This is a genomic window from Azoarcus sp. TTM-91, assembly GCF_012911025.1.
Classification (GTDB): Bacteria; Pseudomonadota; Gammaproteobacteria; order Burkholderiales; family Rhodocyclaceae; genus Azoarcus.
The window spans coordinates 1-23,222 of sequence record NZ_WUEI01000052.1; the positions used below are offsets into that span (position 1 = coordinate 1).

Sequence of the window (23,222 nt, forward strand, 5' to 3'; positions counted from 1 at the left end):
CGGGAGGGCTGCGGGCCGGAAGGGAATCTGCGCGGTGAATCGTCCATCGGTTGTTCCGGCCTGTGGGCTCGCCGCGCGCTGGGGGGCGGGCGGTGTTCGCTTGTCGCGGCTTCAGGCGCTGGCAGCCTCTAGCGCGCCGGCCACATCGGTGATGCGGGCGAAGCGGCCGGCCAGCACCAGCTCGACGCCGTCCTTGATCTCCTGCGGACTGTAAACCCGTCCGCTGCCGGCGTGGGTCATGGCGAAGGTCAGCGTGGCCTCGGTGACGAAGTCCACCGTGTAGCCGGTGTCGCCCGCCAGCCGGGCGGTGGTCTCGCAGCACTGTTCGGTGCGTATGCCGGCAATGATCAGCCGGGTGATGCCGCGGCGGCGCAACCACAGGTCCAGCCCGGTGTCGGTGAAGGCGTTGTGGGTGTGCTTGCGGAAGCTGACGGCGGGCGCGGCCGGCAGCCAGTCCAGCGGCCGCACCAGGCCGGATTCCTCGGTGAAGGGGTCGGCGGCGCCGACATGGAAGATGTGCACCACCGGCACGCCGCGTTCGCGGCAGCCAGCCTCCAGCCGCAGCAGGGCATCGCGGAAGGCGGGCACATCGTCTTCGCGCCAGAAGGGAGCATGGCGGAAGGATTCCTGGACGTCGATGATGATCAGGGCGGTGTCGGACATGTTGTCGCTCCGGTGGTGGCGGGATGGGACGGATGCTAGAGGTCGCCTCTGCCGCCGGTAAGGCGGGCTGCGGACCGGAAGCGGACGAAAACGGACAAGGCGGCGGTGCGGGGGTGGCGGCCCACGCCATGCCGGATGGTAGTGTGAGCAGTTGTGCTTGGGCGGCGTGCGGCGGGGCGCGGCGAGCTAAAATTCCGCCTTGCCGCTGGGGCTGACGATGGAACGGGAATGCATTCGATAGAAGTGGTGCTGGCGATGCTGCTGGCGGTGGTGGGCAGCGGTTACCTGGTCCGGGTGGTGCCTTTTTCCCTGCCGCTGCCCTTGATACAGATCGCGCTCGGCGCGGTGATCGCCGGGGTGTTCGGCCACGGCGTGGTGCTGGACCCGGAAATCTTCTTCCTGCTCTTCCTGCCGCCGCTGCTCTTTCTCGACGGCTGGCGCATTCCCAAGGTAGGCCTGTTCCGCGACAAGGCGGTGATCCTGGAGCTGGCCTTCGGCCTGGTGGTGTTCACCGTGATCGGCGCCGGCTTCCTCATCCACTGGCTGATCCCGGCGATGCCGCTGCCGGTGGCTTTCGCGCTGGCGGCCATCCTGTCGCCCACCGATCCGGTGGCGGTGTCGTCCATCGCCGCGCGGGCGCCCATCCCCAAGCGGCTGATGCACATCCTGGAAGGCGAATCCCTGCTCAACGACGCCTCCGGCCTGGTGTGCTTCCGCTTCGCGGTGGCGGCGGCGATGACCGGCTCCTTCTCGCTGGCCTCGGCCTCGGTCACCTTCCTGTGGGTGGCCTTCGGCGGGCTGGCCATCGGCGTCGGCGTCACCTGGGGCATCAGCCTGGCGCAGCGCTGGCTGTCGCGCCAGTTCGGCGAGGAGAGCGGCTCGCCCATCCTGGTGAGCCTGCTGATTCCCTTCGGCGCCTACCTGGCGGCGGAGCACCTGCAGGCCTCCGGCATCCTCGCCGCGGTGGCCGCCGGCATCACCATGAGCTACGTCGAGCTGAGCGGCCGCGCGCTGGCCACCACCCGGGTGCAGCGCGCCGCGGTGTGGGACATGCTGCAGTTCTCCCTCAACGGCATCATGTTCGTGCTGCTGGGAGAACAGCTGCCCGGCATCCTGCGCGGCGCGGTGGCCACGGTGGAGGAAACCGGCCACCTCAACCCCTGGTGGCTGGCGGTATATGCGCTGGTGATCATGCTGGTGCTGGCGCTGCTGCGCTTCGCCTGGGTGTGGGTGTCGCTGCGCTGGAACCTGTTCCGCGCCTATCGCCGCGGCGAGTCGCTGGCCAAGCCGGACGTGCGCCTGCTGCTGGCCACCTCGCTGGCCGGCGTGCGCGGCGCCATCACCCTGGCCGGCGTGCTGACGCTGCCGCTGATGCTGCCGGACGGCTCGCCTTTCCCGGCGCGCGATCTGGCCATCTTCCTGGCGGCGGCGGTCATCCTGGTGTCGCTGGTGGTTGCCAGCATCGGCCTGCCGCGCCTGCTGCGCGGCCTGGAACTGCCGGACGAGCCGGCCGAGCGCAGGGAGGAGGACTTCGCCCGCCGCGAGGCCGCCGCCGCCGCCATCGCCGCGGTGGAAAAGGCGCGCCACGGCCTGTGCGGCGACAGCGCCATCGAGGCGGATCTCTACACCAATGCCGCGGTGCGGGTGATGGCCAACTACCAGCACCGGCTGGAGGACGGCAATGTTGGTGGCGTGGATGCCGCCCGCCTGCGCCAGGCCGACCAGGCGGAGGTGGCGCTGCGGCTGGCCGGGCTGCAGGCGGAGCGCGAAGCCATCTTCCGCCTCGCCCGCCGCGGCCAGATCTCGGACGAGATCTCGCGCAGGCTGGTGCGCCAGATCGACCTGATAGAGTCGCGCTACCGTTGAGCCCGGGGCTTGCCGATGCTCATCGTCGCCGCCGCCATCGCGCCGCGGCGATGAGTGCGCGCAGGCCGGAGCCGCTTCCGAACCCATGACATCCCCGACCGATACCCTGCGCGTCCGCTTCTTCCGCCACGGCGAGAGCGCCGCCAACGCCGGCCTGCCCAGCGACGACCCCGCCGCCATTCCGCTGACCGACCTTGGCATGGCGCAGGCGGTGGAGATTGCCGCCGGCATCGGCGCGGCACCGGACCTCATCATCACTTCGCCCTTCCTGCGCGCACGGCAGACGGCGGCGCCCACCATCGCCCGCTTTGCCGGCATTCCGGTGTTCAGCCTGGATATCCAGGAATTCACCTACCTGAGCCCGGCGCGCTGCGCCGGCACCACGGTGCACCAGCGCCGGCCGTGGGCGGACGCCTATTGGCAGGCGGAAGATCCGCAGCGGGTGGAGGGCGAGGATGCCGAGAGCTTCAGCCTGTTCCACCGCCGCGTCATCGGCGCGCTGGCGCAACTCGCCGGCCACCGCCAGCTGGGCCGGCGCGACATCCTGGTGTTCGGCCACGGCCAGTTCCTGCAGGCCACCCGCCTCTTCATCGCCGGTCAGCTTTCCGAGGTGGACGGGCCGACCATGCGGCGCTTCCGCCGGATCGACCTGGGCACGCCGATTGCGAACGGGCAGGGCTTCGCCGCCCTGCATGACGGCACCGGCTGGCGCTTGGGCTGAGCGGCGCGGTGGCTTGGGGCCGGCGGGGCGGGCAGGCGCCGGCGATGGCGTTAGGATGGCGGTCCGCGAGCAGCACGGCCGGCGCCCGCCATGCCGGCAATCGGCCGATAGCCGTTTCTCCCCTGGAGGTATGCCTCATGCAAGGTCCGGTCATGGAGTTCTGGTACGAGTTCGCCAGCCCTTATTCCTATCTGGCGGTGATGCGGGTGGAAAAGGCGGCACAGGCCGCCGGCGTGCAACTCGCCTGGCGCCCTTTCCTGCTGGGCCCGGTCTTCCTGGCGCTGGGTTGGAACGATTCGCCCTTCAACATCTATCCGCCCAAGGGGCGCTACATGTGGCGCGACATGGAGCGGTCGGCGGCCAAGTACGGGCTGCCCTTCCACCTGCCCAGCCGCTTTCCGCGCAATGGTCTGCTGGCAGCGCGGGTGGCGCTGCTGGGCGTGCAGCAAGGTTGGGTGGCGGCCTTCTCGCGGGCGGCGATGACGGCGAATTTCGCCGAGGACAGGGATATCGGCGATCCGGCAGTGATCGCCGACCTGCTGCAGCGCATGGAGCTGCCGGCGGCCGAGCTGCTGGCGTGCGCCGGGAGCGAGGAGAACAAGCTGGCCTTGCGCCGGCAGACCGAGCACGCCACCGAGGCCGGGCTGTTCGGCGCGCCCAGCTTCATCGTCGGCAAGGAGCTGTTCTGGGGCAACGACAGGCTGGACGATGCGCTGGCCTGGGCCCGGCAGGCGCAGGAAGGTGGCGGAGGAGTTCCGGGCTGAGGCCCGGGGGCCTTGGCCTGATTCGCGGGCAGTGCGGCCGGGCCCGGGTGGTCTCCGGTGGCGGCTGGAGCAGGCGCGCGTGGCGGGCAGCCTGGCGGATACCGCTATCTCAGATCTCAGCGACCGGCAGCGTCGCGCGCTTTCTTCTCTTCGTAGTCGCGGATGCGTTCTTCATAGCGGGCGCGGTCGCGGGCGGCCTGGTCGGCGCGGTCGGCCGCTTCGGCGGCAGCTTCGCTGCGCTGCCGGCTGCGGGCACTGTCGGCGGCGCTGCGGGAAGCGGCGGCATCCTGCTCCGCCTTGCGGGCGGCGGCGTCGCGCTCGGCGCGGATGCGCTCGGCCTCACTCGCCGGCTGGATGGTGATGTCCGGCGAGGGCGCGGCCGCTTCCCGGGGCGGCTTGGCGCCGGGGCTCTCGGCGGCGATGCGCTGCTTCTCGGCGAGGTCGATGCGGCGGGCCTCGGCCTCCAGCTTGCGCGCCTCGGTCACCGTGTCCAGGCGGCGCTGCTTCTCCTTGTCGATGCAGGCATTCACCAGGAAGCGGTGGTAGCACTCCTGCTCCGCCGTGGTGTAGGTCGAGTCCGCCTGCGCGCGCAGCTTCTTGGCTTCGGCCTTCAGGCGCGAGGCCTGCTCCGCGGGCGTGCCGGCGGTGGAAGAGTCCTGGGCGGAGGCCAGCGGGGCGATCAGGGCGAGCAGCAGGGCGGGAACGAGGCGTGTGGACATGCGGCGACAGGGCTGCGGAATAAGGTTGCGGGACGGCTTGCGCGGGATGCGTAGAATACCGCCTTTGTTTGTCGACAGCTTCCGCCCGTGATCAGTTTTCGCAACCTGCGCCTCGCCCGTGGCGCCAAGACCCTGGTCGAGGGTGCCACCCTGCAGATCCACCCCGGCTGGCGTGTCGGCCTCACCGGCGCCAACGGCAGCGGCAAGTCCAGCCTGTTCGCGCTGCTGCGCGACGAGCTGCACCAGGACCAGGGCGATCTCGAAATGCCGCCCGGCTGGGTTGTCGCCCACGTCGCCCAGGAAACCCCTGGCCTGCCGCGGCCTGCGATCGAATACGCGCTGGATGGCGACATCGAGCTGCGCAAGGTGGAAGCCGAGCTGGTGGAGGCGGAGGCCGCCCACGCCGGCGAGCGCATCGGCGAGCTGCACGCCCGCCTGCACGAGATCGGCGGTTACGCCGCCCGTTCCCGTGCGGCAGCCTTGCTCGACGGCCTGGGTTTCTCCGTCGCCGACATGGAACGGCCGGTGGCCGATTTCTCCGGCGGCTGGCGCATGCGCCTCAACCTCGCCCAGGCGTTGATGTGCCGCTCCGACCTGCTGCTGCTGGACGAACCCACCAACCACCTCGACCTGGACGCGGTGATCTGGCTGGAGCAGTGGCTGCGCGACTACCCCGGCACCCTGCTGCTGATCTCCCACGACCGTGAGTTCCTCGACGCCTGCGTCACCCACGTCGCCCACATCGAACAGCAGAAGCTCACGCTGTACAGCGGCGGCTACTCGGATTTCGAGCGTCAGCGCGGCGAGCGCCTGGCGCAGCAGCAATCGCTGTACGAGCGCCAGCAGCGCCAGATCGCCCACATGGAAGACTATGTGCGCCGCTTCCGCGCCAAGGCCACCAAGGCGCGCCAGGCGCAGAGCCGCATCAAGGCGCTGGAGCGGATGGAGCGCATCGCCGCCGCCCATGTGGATACGCCCTTCAGCTTCGGCTTCCGCCCCAGCCCGGCGGCGCCGGACCCGCTGCTGCAGATCGAGGACGGCGCGGTCGGCTACACCGGCAAGACGGTGCTGGAGCGCATTGGCCTGGTGCTGCGGCCGGGCGAGCGCGTCGGCCTGCTGGGCCGCAACGGCGCGGGTAAGTCCACGCTGATCAAGTTGCTCTCCGGCCAGCTGGAACTCGCCGCCGGCCGCCGGCTGGAAGGCAAGGGCCTGGCCATCGGCTACTTCGCCCAGCACCAGCTGGAAACCCTGAGGCCGGATGAATCTCCGCTGCAGCACATGCTGCGGCTGGACCCGGCCACCCGCGAACAGGAACTGCGCGACTACCTCGGTGGTTTCGACTTCCGTGGCGACGGCAACGGTGGCACTTCCACCCCGGCCACCGTCGCTTGCGGCCCCTTCTCCGGCGGCGAGAAGTCGCGGCTGGCGCTGGCGCTGCTGATCTGGCAGCGGCCCAACCTGCTGCTGCTGGACGAGCCGACCAACCACCTCGACCTGGAAATGCGCCACGCCCTCACGCTGGCGCTGCAGGACTACGACGGCGGCATGGTGCTGGTATCCCACGACCGCGCGCTGCTGCGCGCCACCTGCGACCGCTTCCTGCTGGTGGACGACGGCCGCGTGCAGCCCTTCGACGGCGACCTGGACGACTACCGCGACTGGCTGGCCGCCCGCCGTGCCGAGATGGCCGCCGCTGGGCAGGACCCGGCCCGTGGCGCCGACAAGGCCAGCCGCAAGGCCGAACGCGAACAGGCTGCCGCCGACCGCCAGGCGCGGCTGGCGGCACGCAGGCCGCTGGTGAAGGAACTGGACCAGATCGAGAAGAAGCTGGCCGGCTGGCAGGGCGAAAAGAAGCTGCTGGACGCCCGCCTGGCCGACCCGGCGCTCTACACCGGCGCCGAAGCCGCCCAGCTGCAGACCCTGCTCAAACGCCAGGCTGAACTGTCCGGCTGGATAGACGAGGCGGAGCTGCGCTGGCTGGAGATTTCGGAAGCGCTGGAGGGGTTGCCGGCGGATTGAGCCGCGGTGGCCGGGCTGCCCGCGTGCAGCCCCGCTATCTACCCCGACCTCTCTACCCCAGTCCCGCGGCCAGCTGTCTAACTGGCGGGTGTTGCGCAGTTGCTGCTCGCGCCCGCCGCCTCAAGCCGTCAGCCAGCGCGCCGGGTCTATCCCCCAGCTCTCGAATGCTTCATGGCCGACGATGCGTTCCTGCTGCACCCTGCGCAGGTCCACCACCTCCGGCTCCAGGTAGTGGCCCTTGCTGTGGTAGACCACCTTCACCGTGGGCTGCAGCAGATGCTCCGGATGTTGTTCCTGCACCACCGCCAGCCGGCCGCTCTCCAGCCGTACCAATGAGCCGGTGGGATAGATGCCGATGGCGCGGATGAAGGCCTGCACCAGCGTCGGCTCGAAGTGGAACTTGCTCCACTCCAGCAGCTTGCGCAGCGCCTCGGTGGGCGGCATGCCCTTGTGGTAGACGCGGTCCGAGGTAAGGGCGTCGTACACATCCACGATCGCGCCCATGCGGCCGTAGAGGCTGATCTCCTCGCCCTTGAGCTTGTTCGGATAGCCGGTGCCGTCGAAGCGCTCATGGTGCTGCGCAGCCACGTCCAGCGCGATCTGGCTGATGCCCGGCGTGTGCTGCAGGATGATCTTGCTCTGCACCACATGGGATTTCATCTTGTCGAACTCGGCGTCGGTGAGCTTGGCCGGCTTGTTCAGGATGGAGTCCGGCACCTTGGCCTTGCCGACGTCGTGCAGCAGGGCACCGATGGCGATCTCGCGGATGACGTCGCGTGGCAACTCCAGCGCGCGGGCGAAGGCGGTCATCAGCGCACAGACCGACACCGAGTGCAGGAAGGTGTATTCGTCGTGGGTCTTCAGCCGCGCAAGCGGCAGCAGCGCGTCCTGCTGGCGGAAGATGGAATCGACGATGCGCTCCACCATCGGCTCGACCTGCTCCATCTCGATCTGCCGGCCCAGCCGGATGTCGCTCATCATGCTGCGCACGATGCGATGGGCCTGCTTGTGCAGGCCGCGCGCCTGGCGCATCTCCTCCGCCACCGAGGGCGGCGGCTGCACATCCGGGCCTGCGGCGGCGATGGCCTCTATCTGCGCATCCACCTTGCGGGCCTGCTCCTCCGCCGAGGTTCCGCCGTCCACGTCGGCGCCGCGCGAAGTGTCGATGTAGATCTCGTGCACGCCGATGGCGCGCACCTCCTCAAGGGTTTTCTCGTTCTTTACCGCGAAGTGGTTGAGGGCGAAGTTGTGGTCGAACCAACCACAGTTGAGGTCGTGCACATACATGCCCGGCCGAAGTTTTTCGATGGGAATGAGCTTGATCATGGAGGAGGCGGGGGGTGTAGCCGGGCGGGGGGAAAGTGCCTGAAGGTATTGCGCAAAGTATGGAAGCTGGCCTCCAGCGTTTCCACCGGGGAAATGCCCGGATACGGGCATCCTCCACGGCGGCCGCCAATCTCCTCGGCGGATGGGGCGAGGGCGGCTGCGGCTGCTAGAATCGCGCCTTTGCCCTCTCGTGCCACAGGAGTGTCTGGTGAGAATCGTCTGTCTCGACCTTGAAGGTGTGCTGGTCCCGGAAATCTGGATCGAATTCGCCGAACGTACCGGCATCCCGGAGCTGCGCCGGACCACCCGTGACGAGCCGAACTACGACACCCTGATGAAGTACCGCCTGAACATCCTGGCGGAGAAGAAGCTGGGCTTGCCCGACATCCAGGAAGTGATCGCCAGCATGGGCCCGATGGCCGGGGCACGCGAGTTCCTCGACAGCCTGCGCGAGGAATACCAGGTGGTGATCCTGTCCGACACCTTCTACGAATTCGCCCATCCGCTGATGCGCCAGCTCGGCTGGCCGACGCTGTTCTGCCACAGCCTGGAAGCCGGCGCCGATGGCATCCTGGTGAACTACCACCTGCGCATGCCGGACCAGAAGCGCGAGGCGGTGAAGCGCTTCAAGGAACTGAACTTCAAGGTGGTTGCCGCCGGCGACTCCTACAACGACACCGCGATGCTGGGAGAAGCCCACGGCGGCATCCTGTTCCATCCGCCGGAGAACGTGGTGCGCGAGTTCCCGCAGTACCCGGTGGTGCGCGACTACGCCGCCCTGCGCCGCGAAATCGACCTCGCCTTCGCCCGTAACGCCTGATTCTCCCTGCCGTCTCCAGCCGTACTCTCATGCACCGCGAACGCTTCTACACCCTCTCCGCCTCCTGCCCCGACCGTGTTGGCATCGTCGCCCGCGTTTCCGGTTTCATCGCCGAACACAAGGGCTGGATCCTCGAAACCTCGCTGCATGCGGAGCCGCCGGGCGAGGGCGAAGAGGTGGGGCGCTACTTCATGCGCATCGAGATCAAGGCCTCCTCGCTGCCCTTCCACCTCGCCGAGTTCCGCGAGCGCTTCCGCCCCATCGCGGAGGAGTTCGACATGGACTGGAAGATCAGTGACTCGGCGGTGAAGAAGCGGGTGGTGGTGCTGGTGTCCAGGCAGGAGCATTGCCTGTACGACCTGCTGGCGCGCTGGCAATCGAAGGAGCTGGACATCGAGATCCCCTGCGTGATCTCCAACCATGACACCTTCCGCGGCTTCGTCGAATGGCACGGCATTCCTTTCCACCATGTGCCGGTGACCGCCGACAACAAGGCGGCGGCCTATGCCGAGGTGCAGCGCCTGTTCGAGGACGTGGGCGGCGACGTGATGGTGCTGGCGCGCTACATGCAGATCCTGTCGCCCGAGCTGTGCGGCGCCTACCCCGGCCGCATCCTCAACATCCACCACAGCTTCCTGCCCAGCTTCGTCGGCGCCAGGCCCTACCACCAGGCGTACGCCAAGGGCGTGAAGCTGATCGGTGCCACCTGCCACTATGTGACCGCCCAGCTGGACCAAGGCCCCATCATCGAGCAGGACGTGATCCGCATCGACCACTCCGACTCGGTGGAAGACATGGTGCGCTACGGCAAGGACATCGAAAAAACCGTGCTGGCCCGCGGCCTGCGCTACCACCTGGAAGACCGGGTGCTGGTCCACGGCAACAAGACCATCGTGTTCCGCTGAGCGTCCTTGCCGGCCTTAGGGCTGGCAAGGCCGGCGGGAAAGGAAGAGGCCCGGCGCGCGATTGCGTGCCGGGCCTCTTTGCTTGTCGCGGGCCTGCCGCGCTATTCCAGCGCCTGCATGATCTCCCTTGGCGCGGCCCTCGCGCTCGAACACCACGGTGATGTTCTCTTCCACCGTCAACCATTCCGGTAGCACGGGTGGAAGCCGAAGCCGCACGCCGGCGGAGCATGCCTGCGCGGCTTTACTCCGCGATGGGCGTGAAAGTGGTGCGGGCCAGGGGCTCCAGCCCGGTATTGAGGGTGTGCAGCAGGGCCAGCAACTGCTTTTGCTGGCTCTTGTCGAGGGGCGACAGCAGCCGGCGGTAGGCGCGCTCCACCCGTGGCTCGGCCTGGTCCAGCAGGGCGCTGCCGGCCTCGGTCAGCGAGATGGCGAGGCCGCGGCGGCTCTGCTCGGTGGCGGCCCGGAGCACCAGGCCGCGGGCTTCCAGCCCGCGCAGCAGGTGGGAGATGGTGACCTTGTCCATGCCCAGCGCGCGGCCCACACTGGTCTGGTCGTAACCGGGGCGGGCATGGAGGGCGGTGAGCACCGAGAACTGCGCTGGTGTCAGCGCGATGTCGGCGCAGGCGTTCTCGAAGATGGCCACCGATATCTGGTGGGCGCGGCGGAGCAGGAAGCCGGGGCGGGCATAGAGGCCGGTGATGCGCTTGCGCCCGGTCTCGCCACTGTGGCTGGCGGGTTGTTTCCGCGGCAGGGGATTGCTGACCTTCAGGCCGCTTTCCAGCTTCAGGTCCGCCGGCAGCTGGAGGGAGTGCAGCCGCGCGCAGCCGGCTTGCTGTGCGCAAGCGAGGGCAAGGGCATCGTCCAGATCCAGCTCATGCTGGCGTGCGAGCAGGCGGGCGCTGTCGTAGGTGCCGGCGTCCGGCGTGAGGACTTCGAACAGTTCGGCGATCAGGGTGGCGAATTCGTCGATCTCGTCCCAGTTGCAGTCCATGTCCGCACGCAAGGCGTGGATGGCGCGGTTCAGTGCTGGTTGGCAGGTGAGGCCGCCGCGGGCGGCCAGCCGTCTTGCCTGCTCCGCGCGGCTTTCGTCTGGTGCCAGCAGCGCCAGCAGCAGCGAGTGATCGAAGAAATCCTGGCTCATGCCGAACGGATGAACAGTCGGTGGTTGCGGTGGCGGCAACGGTGAGCGAAACCGGAGCAAGCCTGCTTGGCTGCGGCGGATGGTGTTGTCGGGCAACCTGTCGCGGCGGCCTGCCTCGCGGCATGGCGGGCGGATGATCCCATGGCGTCTTTGCCATGCTCAAACCCGCGCGGGAAGGGCGCGGAGCCTGGAGAAAGCTCCGCGCGGCCCGGATGCTGCAGAGGGATCAGAACTTGTAGCCGAGGCCGACCATGTACACCCAGGGATCGACGTCCACGTCGACCTTCACCTTGCCCAGCGCGTTGTGGTTGACGCTGGCGGTGGTGTCGATGTCGATGCGCCAGACCGCGGCGTTGAACATCAGCTTGTCGGTGATCATCACGTCCATGCCGACTTGCATGGCGAGGCCCCAGGAGTTCTTCAGCTTCAGGTCGCTGAAGCCATTGGCCTTCTGGCGGCTGGTCAGCTTCTCGTCGAAGAACCAGGTGTAGTTCAGGCCGGCACCGACGTAGGGCTGGAAGCGGGACTTGGAGTCCAGCGGGTAGAACTGCAGGCTGATGGTGGGCGGAAGGTGCTTGGTCTCACCGAAGTTGCCGTCGATGGTGCCAGCGGGGGTACCGAGCGCGGCATCCACGCCCTTGATCCCGATCTTGTGGGTGAAGGGCGTAGCGGCTAGCAGTTCGATACCGATCTTGTCGGTGATCATGTAAGTGCCGGTGAGGCCCAGCTGGGTGTTGTCGTCCAGCGTTGCCTTGGTGCCGTCAACGGGGGCGCCATTGATCTTGAGGCGCGAGCTGTCTTCCACCGGATTCACGTGGGCAGCCCCTGCGCGGATGAAGATGTCGCCGGCTTCGTGAGCGTGGGCGAGGGGGGCGGAGAGGGCAAGCGCGGCCAGGGACGCGGTGAAGAGTTGTTTACGCATGGACTGACTCCAGTCGAATTCGAACGGCCGATGTTGGCCGGCGCTCATCCTAGGCAGCCGCGGAATATGGATATTGACTTGGCTCAATTACCACTTAATTCGTATGGTTAATCGCGACAGAAAAGCGGTCACTTGGTTCCGGTAGTACTGAATCGCGGGCGATGGGAGGGCTGCGCTTTCTGTTCCCCAATGAAGACAGGCAATAAAAAAGGCGCCCCGGAGGGCGCCTTGGATGGAACCGGAGGAGAGACCGGCTCGGAGAAGCTGCTTAGTGGTGGTAGGCGGTTTCGCCGTGGGACGTGACGTCCAGGCCTTCGCGCTCTTCCTCTTCCGGCACCCGCAGGCCGACCAGCAGATCGACGATCTTGTAGGCGACGAAGGAGACCACGCCGGACCACACGATGGTGAAGATCACGCTCTTCACCTGGATGGCCACTTGCGCGCCGATGGCGAAGTCGTCGCCCTTCACGCCGCCGAAGGCGGAGGAAGCCAGCACGCCGGTAAGGATGGCGCCGACGATGCCGCCCACGCCATGGACGCCGAACACGTCGAAGGCGTCGTCCGCACCCAGCATGCGCTTCAGGCCGCTCACGCCCCACAGGCAGACGAAGCCGGCGATCAGGCCGAGGACGATGGAGCCCATCGGGCCGACGAAGCCGGCAGCCGGAGTCACCGCAACCAGGCCGGCAACCGCGCCAGAGGCAGCGCCGAGCATGGAGGGCTTGCCCTTGAACAGCGCTTCACCGGTGATCCACGCCAGGGTGGCGGCGCCAGTGGCGAGCACGGTGTTGATGAAGGCGAGGCCGGCGATGCCGTTGGCCGCACCGGCGGAGCCGGCGTTGAAGCCGAACCAGCCCACCCACAGCAGGGAGGCGCCGATCATGGTCATCGTCAGTGAGTGCGGGGTGAAGGCTTCCTTGCCGAAGCCGACACGCTTGCCGAGCACATAGGCGCCCACCAGGCCGGCGACACCGGCGTTGATGTGGACCACGGTACCGCCGGCGAAGTCCAGCGCGCCATCGGCACCCAGCAGGCCGCCGCCCCAGACGATGTGGGCGATGGGCACGTAGCTGAAGGTGAACCACAGCACGGAGAACAGGATCACCGCGGAGAACTTGATGCGCTCGGCGTAGGAGCCGACGATCAGCGCGGTGGTGATCGCGGCGAAGGTGGACTGGAACACCACGAAGACCAGCTCGGGGATGGTGGGCAGCATGCCGGACATGGTGTCGGCGGTGATGCCGTTCAGGAAGATGCGCTCCAGGCCGCCGATGAACTTGCCTTCACCCGAGAAGGCCAGGCTGTAGCCGTAGATGCACCACAGGACGGTGATCAGGGAGAAGATCACGAAGACCTGCATCAGCACCGAGAGCATGTTCTTGCTGCGGGCGAGGCCGCCATAGAACAGGGCGAGGCCGGGGATGGTCATCAGGATGACCAGCATGGTGGAGGTGAGCATCCAGGCGGTGTCGCCGGTGTCGAGCTTGGGCTCGGCGGCGGCAGGTTCGGCCGCCGGGGCTTCTGCGGCAGCGGCCGGTGCCGCAGCAGGCGCTTCCGCCGCCGGCTCGGCGGCTGGCGCCGCGGTTTCCTGGGCGTAAACGCCGCCCGCAAAGCCGACGGTCAGGGCCGTCAGCAGGATTGCAAATAGTTTTTTCATTCCCTTGTTCTCCCTTACAGCGCGTCGGCGCCTGTTTCACCAGTACGGATACGGATGGCCTGCTCGAGGTCGAAGACGAAGATCTTGCCGTCACCGATCTTGCCGGTCGAAGCGGACTTCTCGATCGCTTCGATCGCCTGATCGAGCAGGTCGTCGCGGATGGCCGCCTCGATCTTCACCTTGGGCAGGAAGTCGACGACGTATTCCGCGCCGCGGTAGAGCTCGGTGTGGCCCTTCTGGCGGCCGAATCCCTTGACTTCGGTGACGGTGATGCCTTGCACGCCGATGGCGGACAGGGCCTCACGCACCTCGTCGAGCTTGAACGGCTTGATGATGGCGGTGATGAACTTCATATTGCTTCTCCTTTTGCCCGGCCGGGACGACGCTCGTCCCGTATCCGGAGTTGATGGTCAGAAGGACTTGGTTACCGAGAAGATATAGCGGGCGTCGGCGTCGACCGAGTCCTTGTGGCTGATGTCGGTATCCACGTAGTGCAGGCCGAAGTCTACGCCCCAGTAGGAGGCAGTCACGCCCAGCTTCCAGTCGTAGTAGGACTTGCCGGGGCCGGTGATCATCTGGTGGCCGTAGTGGCCATCCAGGCTGATGCCATCGGCGATCTCATAGGAGGCGGACAGGTCGAAGTACTGGCTGCCCTTGGAGTCCGGGGCGCCGAACAGGTCGGTGAAGGCGTGCGAGTACTTGAACGACAGGAACTTCCAGGACAGGCCGACGTAGCCTTCCAGGGTGTTCGGGTTCTTGAGGCCGGTGTAGTCCTTCCATTCGCGGTTGTAGCTGCCGGGGTAGAAGTACTGCAGCAAGCCCACATCGACGCCGAAATCGCCGAATTCATGCGCATAGCCGCCATAGACGTCGAGCTCCAGGCTGTTGTTGGAGGAAACGTCGCCGCCGCGCTCCAGGTCGCGCAGCCAGGAGATGCTGGAGCCCCAGGTGCCGAGGTAGAAACCGCTGGAATGCTTGAAGTCGAACCCACCCTGCAGAGCCGGGCCTTCGTCGGTCTGGCTGATACCGCGATAGGCGTAATCGCTGGTCAGGCTGACGTTGGCACTGAACGGGCTCTCCTCCTGGGCATGGGCGACACCGGTGCCAATCAGTTGCATAGAAGCGAGGACTGCGATTGCGAGACTGCTCTTGCGCATGGCTTTTATCTCCTAGTTGAACGGGTGGTGTTTTTCGCAGGGGGAGCTATGCACGCGCCGTGCCAGCTCGGGGAAAAGCCGCTGAAATAAGGGCTTGCAATTGCATAGGGAACGCATGCAAGCCGAATCGTGCACCGCGGCAAGGGGCGGGGGGAAAACCGCCACGTTTTATGCACAAAATTGGTGCATTGAAATGTAGGGTAAGCACCAAAACGGCCGATGCGGCGCCAGCAGCGGCTTCCAGCCCCATGGCGGTGCTAGACTTTGGCGTTTCCCGAACATCCGGATCTTCTGCGGCCATGACTACTCCCCGTATCCTCGACGAGATCGGCGCCAAGCTTTCCGAGCTGGCTGCCGGCAACCCTGCCCGCGACATCGAAAAGAACGTCCGTGCGGTATTGACCGGCGCCTTCGCCAAGCTGGACCTGGTGACCCGGGAAGAATTCGAAGTCCAGCGCGAAGTCCTGGCGCAGACCCGCAAGCGCCTGGAGGAACTGGAGGCACGCGTGGCCGCGCTGGAAGCCGAGCGGGCTGGCGGCGGCGTCTGAGCCTCCTATCCCCGGTTGCGCCGGGGGCTTGCCGGCGTGCTCCATCAGGTCAGTACCTGCTCTATCGCGGCTGACAGGCGGGCGGCCAGCTTGCGGTAGCCCGCCGCATTCGGGTGGATCTCGTTCAGCCAGTCGCCGCTGTTGCCGCGTGCGCCAGGGGCGGCCGGGTCCAGCGTGCCCCGGGTGTCAACCACATGGAAAGCCGGCAGCTCGCGTTCCAGTTCAAGCAGTACATCTCCCAATAGATCCAGCAGATGCCGCGCCAGTGCCGGCCACAGCGCTTCCGGCACATTCCTCTCGACGAAGTTGGGCATCAGCCACGGCTGGGTGACCGGCACGAAGAGGAAATTGCCCGGTGCCGGCCGCGCCGTCGGGTAGTCATAAGTGTGGGCGATGATGGGCTTGCCGGCATTGACGCTGCCAGGTGCATCCCGCAGCGCGACAATTTCCTCCATGCCCTGGCGGATGCGGGTGCGGAAGCGCGCCAGTTCCTCCGGGTCTATGCAGTCCTTCACCGGCGTATCGGCAGCGGGTGACTGCACCACCAGGTTGTCCACCTTGTTCACCAGGTCGTTGCCGCCAGCGCTGAGCAGGATGGCATCCCAGTCCGACGCCCAGTTCGGATGCGCAAGGCGGCGGGCGAACTCCTTGTTGCCAGTCATCTGTGCCATGTTGCTCAGGGTGTCGCCCGGGTAGCCGAGGTTCAGCAGTACGGAGGGCCGTGACAGGTTGAGCTCGTACAGATAGCTGGAAGAGGGAATGGCGCCGATGGTGAACCACGAATCCCCTTCGGCGAGGAAGCGCCAGGCATAGGCCTGCTTGTCGTCCAGTCGGGATTGCGCATCTTCGTTGTTGAGGTTGGTCGCCTGTATGACGTCCACCGCGTATCGGGCCATATTCCTGCATCTCCTGAGTTTGTCTGCCCCGGTCGAGGCAATGACACAGGGAACAATAGAAGCTGTTCGCCATGATGTCGATGGCGTTTTGCGGTGCAGCGCGGCGGGCGGCTGCGGTGGCGCGACAGGGGTTTTCCGCGGTTCTGGCTGGATTAGCGTTTTGGCATAATTCGGCATTTCTGCCGGAGAGCTCCACATGTCGCTTGCGTTGGTCCGGGCCAGGGCCGTGGATGGCCTGGCGGCCCCGGAGGTCGTGGTGGAGGTCCACCTGGCAAATGGCCTGCCCACCTTCAGCCTGGTCGGCCTGCCGGATACCGAGGTGCGCGAGGCGCGCGACCGGGTGCGGGCCGCCATCACCACCTCCTGCTTCGAGTTTCCCGCCCGGCGCATCACCGTCAACCTGGCGCCGGCCGACCTGCCGAAGGAGGGCGGCCGCTTCGATCTCGCCATCGCGCTGGGCATCCTGGTCGCGTCCGGCCAGGTGCAAGGCTCCCGCCTGGACGAATACGAGTTTTGCGGCGAGTTGTCGCTGGATGGCAGCCTGCGGGGCGTGCGCGGGGTGCTCGCTGCTGCGCTGGCGGCCGGGCGGGCAGGGCGCAGCCTGGTGGTGGCGGCGGACAATGCCAGCGAGGCGGCGTTGGCGCGCACGGTGAGCGTGCGGCCGGCTGCTGGCCTGCTGGCAGTGTGCGCCCACCTCAACGGGCATGAGGAATTACCGCTGCAGGTGCGCCCGGAGGCGCTGGCGGACGAGCGCGCGAACGGCCCCGATCTTGCCGACGTGCGCGGCCAGCTGCAGGCCCGCCGCGCGCTGGAGGTGGCTGCGGCAGGCGGGCATTCGCTGCTGCTGTTCGGCCCGCCCGGCACCGGCAAGTCCATGCTGGCCCAGCGCTTGCCGGGCTTGCTGCCGGCGATGGACGAAGCGGAGGCGCTGGAGGTGGCGGCGCTGCATTCGCTGGATGGTGAATTCGATCCAGCCGACTGGGGGCGCCGGCCCTTCCGCTTTCCGCATCACTCCGCCTCCAGCGCCGCCGTCGTCGGCGGTGGCGCCTCACCCCGGCCAGGCGAGATCTCGCTGTCCCACCATGGAATCCTGTTCCTGGACGAATTGCCGGAGTTCGACCGCAGAGTGCTGGAGGCGCTGCGCGAACCGCTGGAGACCGGCATGGTGACGGTGGCGCGGGCCAGGCGCAAAGCCATCTTTCCCGCGCGTTTCCAGCTGGTGGCGGCGATGAATCCCTGCCCCTGCGGCTACGCCGGCCATCCCCGGCGACCGTGCCGGTGCACTCCGGATCAGATCTCCCGCTACCGTGGCCGGCTCTCCGGCCCCCTGCTGGATCGCATCGACCTGATGATAGAGGTGCCCGCCCCCAGCCACGACGAACTGGTGGGCGCCGCCCCGGGCGAGACGACCGCTGTGGTGCGCGCACGAGTCGCCCAGGCGCGGGCACGGCAGCAGCAGCGCCAGGGGGTGGCGAACGCCCGGCTGGAGGCGGCCGCGGTGGAGGCGCACTGCATGCCGGACAGCGCTGCCGCCAGCCTGCTGAGGGAGGCGATGATGCGTCTCAACCTGTCGGCGCGGGCGTATCATCGGGTGCTTCGGGTGGCCCGCACGCTGGCCGATCTGGCCGGTGTCGAACGTCCTTCCGCAGCCCACGTCGCCGAAGCGATCCAGTATCGCAGGGGTTTCGAGGAGCGCCGGCCGACAGGCGCCTGAGCCGCCCTCCCTGACAGACCGGAAAAACAAGAATGCCTGTTTCCACCCCCATGTTGGCGGCGCTGCTGGCCGCCCTGTCGGCGGTCGGCCCTTTCGCCATTGACACCTACCTCCCCGCCTTCGCCCAGATGGCCGCCGCCCTCGGCGCCACCCAGCTGGAGATCCAGCAGACGCTGACCGCCTACATGGCGACCTTCGCCTTCATGGTGCTGTGGCATGGCGCGCTGGCCGACCGCTACGGCCGCCGCGCGGTGCTGCTCGCCACCAGCGGCATGTTCGCGGTGTCTTCGGCGCTGTGCGCGCTGGCCCCGTCAGTGGAATGGCTGTGGCTGGGGCGGGCGATACAAGGGCTGTGCGGCGGCGCCGGCATGGTGGTGGGGCGGGCGGTGATCCGCGACCTGCACGAGGGGCCGCAGGCGCAGCGGCTGATGTCGCGGGTGATGGTGATCTTCGCCATCGCGCCGGCAATCGCGCCCATGGTCGGCGGCGGGCTGCTGGCGCTGGGCGGCTGGCGGGCCATCTTCGTCTTCCTGACGCTGTTCGGCCTGCTGCTCACCTGGCTGACGTGGCGCTACCTGCCGGAGACGCTGGCGGAAACGGCACGCCAGCCCTTGCACCCCGGCGAACTCGCCCGCGCTTACTGGAAGGTGCTCACCCATCCGGCCTTCCTGCTGGTGGCCAGTGCGGTGGCGCTGAAGTTCAACGGCTTCTTCCTCTACGTGCTGTCGGCGCCGGTGTTCGTGATGCAACACCTGGGGCTGGCGGCGACCGACTTCGGCTGGCTGTTCGTGCCCTCGGTTGCCGGCATGATGCTGGGCTCCATGCTCTCCGGCCGGATGGCGGAGCGGTGGACGCCGCGGCGGGCGATCGCGATCGGCTTCGCCGTCATGATCTTCGCCGCCGGTTTCAACCTGCTGGTGGCGGCCTTGCTGGTGCCCGGCCTACCCTGGTCGGTGGCGCCGATCGCCGTCTTCACCTTCGGCATGTCGCTGGCGATGCCGGCGCTGACGCTGCTCGCGCTGGAGATCTTCCCGGCGCGGCGCGGGCTGGCGTCCAGCTGTCAGAGCTTCTTGCAGGTTGGCCTCAATGCGCTTACCGCCGGCGCGTTGGCGCCGCTGCTGTGGCAATCGGCACTCTCGTTGGCGGCGGGGATGAGCTTGTTCCTGGCGCTGGGGCTGCTGGCTTACCTCGGCTGGGAGCGGGTGGCCGGGCTGCGTCCGCCAGGCTGAGGCAGACGCCTCAGCACTGCTCCCACGGCAGGCCGTCGTGCCGCCAGCCGTTCAGGGTGTTGCGATGGTGGTGTTCGTCCAGGTCGCCCTCGAAGCCATGGACGATGTTGAAGACTTGGCTGAAGCCGGCGGCGATCAGGGCCTGTGCCGCCATTTCCGAGCGGTTGCCGCTGCGGCAGAGCAGCAGCAGAGGGCGTTTGCGATCGCCGGCGAGCTTCTCCACGTCGCTGACGAAATCCGGATTCACCGCCCATTCCGGCCCGTCGTTCCAGGGAATGTGCCGTGCCGCCGGCGGATGGCCGACGAAGTGGTGCTCGATCTCGCTGCGCACGTCGATCAGCAGCGCGTTCGGGTTGGTCTGCAGGTAGGCATGGGCCTCCCTGGGGCTGAGTTCCTTCATGATGCCTCTCCTTTAGAGAAGCATTATATTCTGTAACAGCGATACGGCTGGCGGGCGGAAGAGGGCCGTGTAGCGGGGTTTCCGCGGCTTCAGGCCGGCTCGTCCAGTTCGCCGAGATAGGCGGCGCGGACCTTGGGATCGGCCAGCAGTTCGGCGCCGCTGCCGCTGAGGGTGATCTGGCCGGACTCCATGACGTAGGCGCGCTGGGCGAACTCCAGCGCCAGGTTGGCGTTCTGTTCCACCAGCAGGATGGTGACGCCCTCGCGCGATACCGATTGCACCACCTCGAAGATCTTCTCCACCACCAGCGGCGCCAGCCCCATCGAGGGCTCATCCAGCAGCAGCAGGCGAGGCCGCGACAGCAGCGCCCGGCCGATTGCGACCATCTGCTGCTCGCCGCCGGACAGGGTGCCGGCCACCTGGTGCAGGCGCTCCTTCACCCGCGGCAGCATGGTGTAGATGCGCTCCAGGTCTGCCTCCACGCCGGCGCGGTCGCGGCGGGTGTAAGCGCCCATGCGCAGGTTCTCTTCCACCGTCAGCCGGGTGAAGATGCCGCGGCCTTCCGGTACCAGGGCGATGCCCTGGCGCAGGCGCTTGTGCGCCGGCAGGTTGGCGATGGGCTTGCCTTCGTAGGCGATGCCGCCGCCGACGATGGGCAGCACGCCGGCTATGGCGTTCAGCGTGGTCGTCTTGCCGGCGCCGTTGGCGCCGATCAGGCATACCAGCTCGCCGTGGTGCAGTTCCAGGCTGATGCCTTTCACGGCCTGGATGCCGCCGTAGGCCACCTGCAGGCCCTGCAGCTGCAGCAGCGGCGTGTTCTCTTCAATGGGCATGCTTGCCTCCGCCCAGATAGGCCTTGATCACCGCCTCGTCGCGCTGGACCACCGCCGGCACGTCCTCGGCGATCTTGCGGCCGAAATCCAGCACCGCCACGCGGTCGCACAGACCCATGACCAGCTTCACGTCGTGCTCGATCAGCAGCACGGTGACGCCATCGCCACGGATCTGCTCGATCAGCGCCTTGAGGCGGCCGGTTTCGGTGGCGTTCATGCCGGCGGCGGGTTCGTCCAGCGCCAGCAGGCGCGGTTCGGTGGCGAGGGCACGGGCGATCTCAAGCCGGCGCTGGTCGCCGTAGGAAAGGTGGCGGGACACGGTGTCGGCGAAGCGCTCTATGCCCACGTAGCGCAGCAGTTCGTAAGCGCGCTCGGTGGTCTCGCGCTCTTCCTCGCGGGTGTGGCGGTTCTGGGTGAGGATGCCCCAGATGCCGGCCCGGGTGCGGATGTGATGGCCGGCCATCACGTTTTCCAGCGCGGTCAGCTCGCGGAACAGGCGGATGTTCTGGAAGGTGCGGGCGATGCCGCGCGCCACCACGCGGTGCGGCTTGCCGGTGGGCAGCTCGCCGCCGTCGAAGGCGAAGGCGCCGCCATCCGGCGTGTAGGCGCCGGTGAGCACGTTGAAGAAGGTGGTCTTGCCGGCGCCGTTGGGGCCGATCAGGCCGTAGACCTCGCCCTCGCGTATGGTCAGCGAGACGTCCGCCAGCGCCTGCAGGCCGCCGAAGCGCTTGCCGATGCCGCGGGCTTCCAGCAGCGTCTTCATGGCTGGCTGCTCCGGTGCAGGTTCTCCGGGTGGGCGTAGCGGGCGCGGGCGGGGATCAGCCCGGTGGGGCGCAGCAGCATCATCAGGATCATGGCCAGGGAAAGCAGCAGCATGCGCAGCACCTCCGGATCCAGCAGCACATGGCCGAACAACGCCTGCTGCAGCGGCACCGCGATGTGGCGCAGGATTTCCGGCAGCAGCGCGAGCACGAAGGCGCCGATCACCGCGCCGGCGATGTTGCCCATGCCGCCGAACACCACCATGGTCAGCACCGCGATGGATTCCATCAGCGAGAAGGACTCCGGCGACACGAAGCCCTGGAAGGCGCCGAACAGGCAGCCGGCGACGCCGCCGAAGGTGGCGCCCAGGGCGAAGGCGAGCAGCTTGAGGTTGCGGGTGTTGATGCCGATGGCCTTGGCCGCCAGCTCGTCCTCCCGCATCGCCGCCCAGGCGCGGCCCACGCGGGAGATCTGCAGCCGGCGGATGAACAGGATGGAGCCGGCGACGCAGGCGAGGAATGCGTAGTAGTAGAGGAACAGCGAGTTGATCGCGAAATCCTCGGTGATCTGCAGGTTCTGCGACAGATCCCAGCCGAACAGCACGATGGGGTCGATCATGCCGATGCCCTGAGGGCCGTTGGTGATGTTCACCGGGTAGTTCAGGTTGAGCATGAAGATGCGCACGATCTCGCCGAAGCCCAGGGTGACGATGGCGAGGTAGTCGCCCCGCAGCCTCAGCACCGGAAAGCCCAGCATGATGCCGGCGAGCGCGGCGAAGGCGGCGCCCAGCGGCAGCACCAGCCAGAAGGGCAGATGAACCTCGAAATGCGGCGAGGCGAGGAAGGCGAAGGTGTAGGCGCCGACCGCGTAGAAGGCGATGTAGCCCAGGTCCAGCAGGCCGGCGAAGCCCACCACCAGGTTAAGGCCCAGCGCCAGCATCATGTAGAGCAGGGCGAAGTCCAGGATGCGCACCCAGCTGCGGCCGAACTGCCAGGCGATCAGCGGAGCGGCGATGGCGAGGATGAGGATGAGCCAGCGGGCGGCGGTGGGGTTGCGCTTGCCCAGCCAGGGCACGGCAGCGGCGAGTTCGTTCATGGTCGCGTCCTCAGGCCCGGTCCGACACCCGTTCGCCGAGCAGGCCGGTGGGGCGGAAGATCAGCACCAGGCCCAGGATGATGAAGGCGAAGATGTCCTGGTAGGACGAGTTCAGGAAGCCGAAGGTGAGGCGTTCGATGTAACCGGCGCCGAAGGATTCCACCAGGCCGAGCACGATGCCGCCCAGCATGGCGCCGCCCAGGTTGCCGATGCCGCCCAGTACCGCCGCGGTGAAGGCCTTCAGCCCCGGCATGAAGCCCATGCCGTAGTGGGCGATGCCGTAGTTGCTGGCGTACATCACCCCGGCCACGGCGGCGAGGCCGGCGCCGATGATGAAGGTGAAGGCGATCACCGCGTTGGTATCCACGCCCATCAGGCTGGCGGTGCGGTGGTTCTCCGCGGTGGCGCGCATCGCGCGGCCGATGCGGCTGCGGTTCACCAGCAGGGTGAGCCCTATCATCAGCAGCGCCGAGACGACGATGATGACGATCTGCACCGGGGTCACGAACACGCCTTCGACCGGTTGCAGCGGCGTGGTCGAGATCAGCTGCGGGAAGGTGTGATAGTTGCGGCCCCAGATGATCATCGCCAGCGTCTGCAGCAGGAAGGACATGCCGATGGCGGTGATCAGCGGCGCCAGCCGCGGTGCGTTGCGCAGCCGCCGGTAGGCCAGCCGCTCCATGGTGTAGCCGATCAGCATGGAGACCGGGATCGCCACCAGCAGGGCCAGGGTGAGCATGGCCACCGGCGACATGCCGGGCGCCACGCCCATGAGGAAGAGCATGGTCTGCAAGGCCGTCATCGCGCCCACCATCAGCACGTCGCCGTGGGCGAAGTTGATGAGGCCGAGAATGCCGTAAACCATGGTGTAGCCGAGTGCGATCAGCGCATACACGCTGCCGATCACCAGCCCGTTGATCAGCTGCTGGAGGGTTTCTGCGTCCATCGTGCCCCTTGTACCTTTCGCGCCGGATTCAGCGAATTGATTGGCCGGTGTGAAGAGGACGCAAGGCTTGCGGCCGTGGCTGCGCGAGCGGGCCGCAAGCCTTGCGTCCCGGACCGGGC

At 67.6% G+C, this 23,222-nt stretch carries 23 protein-coding genes; 9 read left to right on the top strand and 14 right to left on the bottom strand.

Annotated features, from left to right (window positions below; all coding sequences use genetic code 11):
* Positions 1-111 precede the first annotated feature (111 nt).
* Entirely contained in the window at positions 112-663 is a 552-nt protein-coding gene (locus tag GRF61_RS14475) for an isochorismatase family protein (RefSeq protein WP_169151347.1), read from the bottom strand.
* 228 nt (positions 664-891) lie between these two features.
* On the opposite strand from GRF61_RS14475, the gene GRF61_RS14480 reads away from it, so the two are divergent.
* From GRF61_RS14480 to GRF61_RS14490, 3 genes are all read left to right on the top strand, one after another.
* The gene (locus GRF61_RS14480) at positions 892-2,529 is read left to right on the top strand and encodes a Na+/H+ antiporter (RefSeq protein ID WP_169151348.1); all 1,638 of its coding nucleotides are present in this window, start codon (positions 892-894) and stop codon (positions 2,527-2,529) included.
* Positions 2,530-2,614: 85 nt separating this feature from the next.
* On the top strand, positions 2,615-3,250 hold the full coding sequence (locus GRF61_RS14485; protein ID WP_169151349.1) for a histidine phosphatase family protein: 636 nt from the start codon (positions 2,615-2,617) through the stop codon (positions 3,248-3,250).
* A 137-nt stretch (positions 3,251-3,387) separates the two neighbouring features.
* On the top strand, positions 3,388-4,014 hold the full coding sequence (locus tag GRF61_RS14490) for a 2-hydroxychromene-2-carboxylate isomerase (RefSeq protein ID WP_169151350.1): 627 nt from the start codon (positions 3,388-3,390) through the stop codon (positions 4,012-4,014).
* 116 nt (positions 4,015-4,130) lie between these two features.
* Here GRF61_RS14490 and GRF61_RS14495 read toward each other — a convergent pair whose 3' ends face one another.
* On the bottom strand, positions 4,131-4,733 hold the full coding sequence (locus tag GRF61_RS14495) for a hypothetical protein (protein WP_169151351.1): 603 nt from the start codon (positions 4,731-4,733) through the stop codon (positions 4,131-4,133).
* A gap of 87 nt (positions 4,734-4,820) precedes the next feature.
* Between GRF61_RS14495 and GRF61_RS14500 the strand changes: the two genes are divergently transcribed.
* On the top strand, positions 4,821-6,752 hold the full coding sequence (locus GRF61_RS14500) for an ATP-binding cassette domain-containing protein (protein ID WP_169151352.1): 1,932 nt from the start codon (positions 4,821-4,823) through the stop codon (positions 6,750-6,752).
* Positions 6,753-6,872: 120 nt separating this feature from the next.
* Here the strand turns inward: GRF61_RS14500 and GRF61_RS14505 are convergent, their stop codons facing one another.
* Complete coding sequence (locus tag GRF61_RS14505; RefSeq protein WP_169151353.1) at positions 6,873-8,078, bottom strand: HD-GYP domain-containing protein; 1,206 nt, start codon at positions 8,076-8,078, stop codon at positions 6,873-6,875.
* A gap of 208 nt (positions 8,079-8,286) precedes the next feature.
* Here GRF61_RS14505 and thrH point away from each other — a divergent pair, with 208 nt between their 5' ends.
* Both thrH and purU read left to right on the top strand, forming a co-directional pair.
* Complete coding sequence (thrH, locus tag GRF61_RS14510) at positions 8,287-8,898, top strand: bifunctional phosphoserine phosphatase/homoserine phosphotransferase ThrH (RefSeq protein ID WP_169151354.1); 612 nt, start codon at positions 8,287-8,289, stop codon at positions 8,896-8,898.
* A gap of 29 nt (positions 8,899-8,927) precedes the next feature.
* Complete coding sequence (purU, locus tag GRF61_RS14515; RefSeq protein ID WP_169151355.1) at positions 8,928-9,803, top strand: formyltetrahydrofolate deformylase; 876 nt, start codon at positions 8,928-8,930, stop codon at positions 9,801-9,803.
* 241 nt (positions 9,804-10,044) lie between these two features.
* Here the strand turns inward: purU and GRF61_RS14520 are convergent, their stop codons facing one another.
* The 5 genes from GRF61_RS14520 to GRF61_RS14540 all read right to left on the bottom strand — a co-directional run bounded on the left by GRF61_RS14520 (position 10,045) and on the right by GRF61_RS14540 (position 14,680).
* Positions 10,045-10,944 (bottom strand): PIN domain-containing protein, encoded by a 900-nt coding sequence (locus GRF61_RS14520; protein WP_169151356.1) that lies wholly within the window; start codon positions 10,942-10,944, stop codon positions 10,045-10,047.
* A 226-nt stretch (positions 10,945-11,170) separates the two neighbouring features.
* Positions 11,171-11,866: an OmpW family outer membrane protein gene (locus GRF61_RS14525; protein ID WP_169151357.1), complete on the bottom strand. Its 696-nt coding sequence runs from the start codon at positions 11,864-11,866 to the stop codon at positions 11,171-11,173.
* 268 nt (positions 11,867-12,134) lie between these two features.
* On the bottom strand, positions 12,135-13,523 hold the full coding sequence (amt, locus tag GRF61_RS14530; protein ID WP_169151358.1) for an ammonium transporter: 1,389 nt from the start codon (positions 13,521-13,523) through the stop codon (positions 12,135-12,137).
* 14 nt (positions 13,524-13,537) lie between these two features.
* On the bottom strand, positions 13,538-13,876 hold the full coding sequence (gene glnK / locus GRF61_RS14535) for a P-II family nitrogen regulator (protein ID WP_133592500.1): 339 nt from the start codon (positions 13,874-13,876) through the stop codon (positions 13,538-13,540).
* A gap of 57 nt (positions 13,877-13,933) precedes the next feature.
* Complete coding sequence (locus GRF61_RS14540; RefSeq protein WP_169151359.1) at positions 13,934-14,680, bottom strand: TorF family putative porin; 747 nt, start codon at positions 14,678-14,680, stop codon at positions 13,934-13,936.
* 299 nt (positions 14,681-14,979) lie between these two features.
* Here GRF61_RS14540 and GRF61_RS14545 point away from each other — a divergent pair, with 299 nt between their 5' ends.
* Positions 14,980-15,228, top strand: coding sequence for an accessory factor UbiK family protein (locus GRF61_RS14545; protein WP_133592504.1), 249 nt, complete (start codon positions 14,980-14,982; stop codon positions 15,226-15,228).
* 44 nt (positions 15,229-15,272) lie between these two features.
* On the opposite strand, the gene GRF61_RS14550 is transcribed toward GRF61_RS14545, so the two are convergent.
* Positions 15,273-16,124, bottom strand: a complete 852-nt coding sequence (locus GRF61_RS14550; RefSeq protein WP_169151360.1) for an SGNH/GDSL hydrolase family protein — start codon at positions 16,122-16,124, stop codon at positions 15,273-15,275.
* Positions 16,125-16,320: 196 nt separating this feature from the next.
* Here GRF61_RS14550 and GRF61_RS14555 point away from each other — a divergent pair, with 196 nt between their 5' ends.
* Positions 16,321-17,838 carry a YifB family Mg chelatase-like AAA ATPase gene (locus GRF61_RS14555; protein ID WP_169151361.1) on the top strand — a complete coding sequence of 506 codons (1,518 nt, stop codon included), beginning with the start codon at positions 16,321-16,323 and terminating at the stop codon, positions 17,836-17,838.
* Between the two features lie 32 nt (positions 17,839-17,870).
* Positions 17,871-19,067 carry a multidrug effflux MFS transporter gene (locus tag GRF61_RS14560; protein WP_169151362.1) on the top strand — a complete coding sequence of 399 codons (1,197 nt, stop codon included), beginning with the start codon at positions 17,871-17,873 and terminating at the stop codon, positions 19,065-19,067.
* Between the two features lie 10 nt (positions 19,068-19,077).
* Here GRF61_RS14560 and GRF61_RS14565 read toward each other — a convergent pair whose 3' ends face one another.
* From GRF61_RS14565 to GRF61_RS14585, 5 genes are all read right to left on the bottom strand, one after another.
* On the bottom strand, positions 19,078-19,467 hold the full coding sequence (locus GRF61_RS14565; RefSeq protein ID WP_169151363.1) for a rhodanese-like domain-containing protein: 390 nt from the start codon (positions 19,465-19,467) through the stop codon (positions 19,078-19,080).
* A gap of 89 nt (positions 19,468-19,556) precedes the next feature.
* Complete coding sequence (locus GRF61_RS14570) at positions 19,557-20,300, bottom strand: ABC transporter ATP-binding protein (protein ID WP_169151364.1); 744 nt, start codon at positions 20,298-20,300, stop codon at positions 19,557-19,559.
* A complete protein-coding gene (locus GRF61_RS14575; protein ID WP_169151365.1) occupies positions 20,290-21,063 on the bottom strand; it encodes an ABC transporter ATP-binding protein in 774 nt (257 codons plus the stop codon). The genes GRF61_RS14570 and GRF61_RS14575 overlap by 11 nt, the downstream gene beginning before the upstream one ends.
* Positions 21,060-22,157: an ABC transporter ATP-binding protein gene (locus tag GRF61_RS14580; RefSeq protein WP_169151366.1), complete on the bottom strand. Its 1,098-nt coding sequence runs from the start codon at positions 22,155-22,157 to the stop codon at positions 21,060-21,062. The genes GRF61_RS14575 and GRF61_RS14580 overlap by 4 nt, the downstream gene beginning before the upstream one ends.
* Before the next feature lie 10 nt (positions 22,158-22,167).
* On the bottom strand, positions 22,168-23,103 hold the full coding sequence (locus GRF61_RS14585; protein WP_169151367.1) for a branched-chain amino acid ABC transporter permease: 936 nt from the start codon (positions 23,101-23,103) through the stop codon (positions 22,168-22,170).
* Positions 23,104-23,222 lie beyond the last annotated feature (119 nt).

What these genes read in the sequence shown, in the direction of transcription:
- GRF61_RS14475 (WP_169151347.1), bottom strand. Translation starts at nt 663, where the DNA reads ATGTCCGACACCGCCCTGATCATCATCGACGTCCAGGAATCCTTCCGC.
- GRF61_RS14480 (WP_169151348.1), top strand. Translation starts at nt 892, where the DNA reads ATGCATTCGATAGAAGTGGTGCTGGCGATGCTGCTGGCGGTGGTGGGC.
- GRF61_RS14485 (WP_169151349.1), top strand. Translation starts at nt 2,615, where the DNA reads ATGACATCCCCGACCGATACCCTGCGCGTCCGCTTCTTCCGCCACGGC.
- GRF61_RS14490 (WP_169151350.1), top strand. Translation starts at nt 3,388, where the DNA reads ATGCAAGGTCCGGTCATGGAGTTCTGGTACGAGTTCGCCAGCCCTTAT.
- GRF61_RS14495 (WP_169151351.1), bottom strand. Translation starts at nt 4,733, where the DNA reads ATGTCCACACGCCTCGTTCCCGCCCTGCTGCTCGCCCTGATCGCCCCG.
- GRF61_RS14505 (WP_169151353.1), bottom strand. Translation starts at nt 8,078, where the DNA reads ATGATCAAGCTCATTCCCATCGAAAAACTTCGGCCGGGCATGTATGTG.
- purU (WP_169151355.1), top strand. Translation starts at nt 8,928, where the DNA reads ATGCACCGCGAACGCTTCTACACCCTCTCCGCCTCCTGCCCCGACCGT.
- GRF61_RS14520 (WP_169151356.1), bottom strand. Translation starts at nt 10,944, where the DNA reads ATGAGCCAGGATTTCTTCGATCACTCGCTGCTGCTGGCGCTGCTGGCA.
- GRF61_RS14525 (WP_169151357.1), bottom strand. Translation starts at nt 11,866, where the DNA reads ATGCGTAAACAACTCTTCACCGCGTCCCTGGCCGCGCTTGCCCTCTCC.
- amt (WP_169151358.1), bottom strand. Translation starts at nt 13,523, where the DNA reads ATGAAAAAACTATTTGCAATCCTGCTGACGGCCCTGACCGTCGGCTTT.
- glnK (WP_133592500.1), bottom strand. Translation starts at nt 13,876, where the DNA reads ATGAAGTTCATCACCGCCATCATCAAGCCGTTCAAGCTCGACGAGGTG.
- GRF61_RS14540 (WP_169151359.1), bottom strand. Translation starts at nt 14,680, where the DNA reads ATGCGCAAGAGCAGTCTCGCAATCGCAGTCCTCGCTTCTATGCAACTG.
- GRF61_RS14545 (WP_133592504.1), top strand. Translation starts at nt 14,980, where the DNA reads ATGACTACTCCCCGTATCCTCGACGAGATCGGCGCCAAGCTTTCCGAG.
- GRF61_RS14550 (WP_169151360.1), bottom strand. Translation starts at nt 16,124, where the DNA reads ATGGCCCGATACGCGGTGGACGTCATACAGGCGACCAACCTCAACAAC.
- GRF61_RS14555 (WP_169151361.1), top strand. Translation starts at nt 16,321, where the DNA reads ATGTCGCTTGCGTTGGTCCGGGCCAGGGCCGTGGATGGCCTGGCGGCC.
- GRF61_RS14560 (WP_169151362.1), top strand. Translation starts at nt 17,871, where the DNA reads ATGCCTGTTTCCACCCCCATGTTGGCGGCGCTGCTGGCCGCCCTGTCG.
- GRF61_RS14565 (WP_169151363.1), bottom strand. Translation starts at nt 19,467, where the DNA reads ATGAAGGAACTCAGCCCCAGGGAGGCCCATGCCTACCTGCAGACCAAC.
- GRF61_RS14570 (WP_169151364.1), bottom strand. Translation starts at nt 20,300, where the DNA reads ATGCCCATTGAAGAGAACACGCCGCTGCTGCAGCTGCAGGGCCTGCAG.
- GRF61_RS14575 (WP_169151365.1), bottom strand. Translation starts at nt 21,063, where the DNA reads ATGAAGACGCTGCTGGAAGCCCGCGGCATCGGCAAGCGCTTCGGCGGC.
- GRF61_RS14580 (WP_169151366.1), bottom strand. Translation starts at nt 22,157, where the DNA reads ATGAACGAACTCGCCGCTGCCGTGCCCTGGCTGGGCAAGCGCAACCCC.
- GRF61_RS14585 (WP_169151367.1), bottom strand. Translation starts at nt 23,103, where the DNA reads ATGGACGCAGAAACCCTCCAGCAGCTGATCAACGGGCTGGTGATCGGC.